This is a genomic window from Nesterenkonia natronophila, from assembly GCF_003595215.1.
Taxonomy (GTDB): Bacteria; Actinomycetota; Actinomycetes; order Actinomycetales; family Micrococcaceae; genus Nesterenkonia; species Nesterenkonia natronophila.
Window position 1 is genome coordinate 1 of the sequence record NZ_QYZP01000008.1, and the last position, 606, is coordinate 606.

A 606-nucleotide genomic window follows, 5' to 3' on the forward strand; every position below is an offset into this window, starting at 1 on the left:
CAGAAGGCCTTCGTGCGCCCAATGCTGCTTCCCCACGAAGGAGAACCCATTTGGAGTGGGTTTCAGGCGCCGGAGAGCCCCAGCAAAGCAGCAGGGCCCAGGGAGCCAGGGGCAGCCCAGCCCCGCTTTGCCCTATGGAGAGCGCAGGGCCGGGGGCGAAAACGGCTTGCGCTGCTTTCCTGAGCCAAGGCGCTTAAGGGATGTGGTTTGCTGCTGGAGGAGAGTTTCCCTTTGCAGAATGCAGCTCCCAGAAGCTCGTTTTGGGCCGTCGGTGCGACGGGGCCTCAGCGCTGAGCGGCCGAGCTGGCTCAGGGGGCATGGCTGGGGCCTGGGCGCAGAAGGCCTTCGCGCGCCCAATCCTGCTTCCCCACGAAGGAGAACCCGTGGGGAGTGGGTTTCGGGCACCGGAGACCCCCAGCAAAGCAGCAGGGCCCAGGGAGCCAGGGGCAGCCCAGCCCCGCTTTGCGCTATGGAGAGCGTGGGGCCGGGGGCGAAAACGGCTTGCGTTGCTCTCTGGATCCGAGGCGCGTTGGGGCTGTGGTTTGCTGCCCGAGGAGAGTTTCCCTTTGCAGAATGCAGTTCCCAGAAGCTCGTTTTGGGCCTTCG

At 65.7% G+C, this 606-nt stretch carries 1 protein-coding gene; it reads left to right on the forward strand.

The window, feature by feature from the left end; translation table 11 throughout:
• Positions 1-183 (forward strand): hypothetical protein (locus tag D3250_RS12080; RefSeq protein WP_225973318.1); only part of this gene is annotated, 183 nt, incomplete at its 5' end.
• Positions 184-606 lie beyond the last annotated feature (423 nt).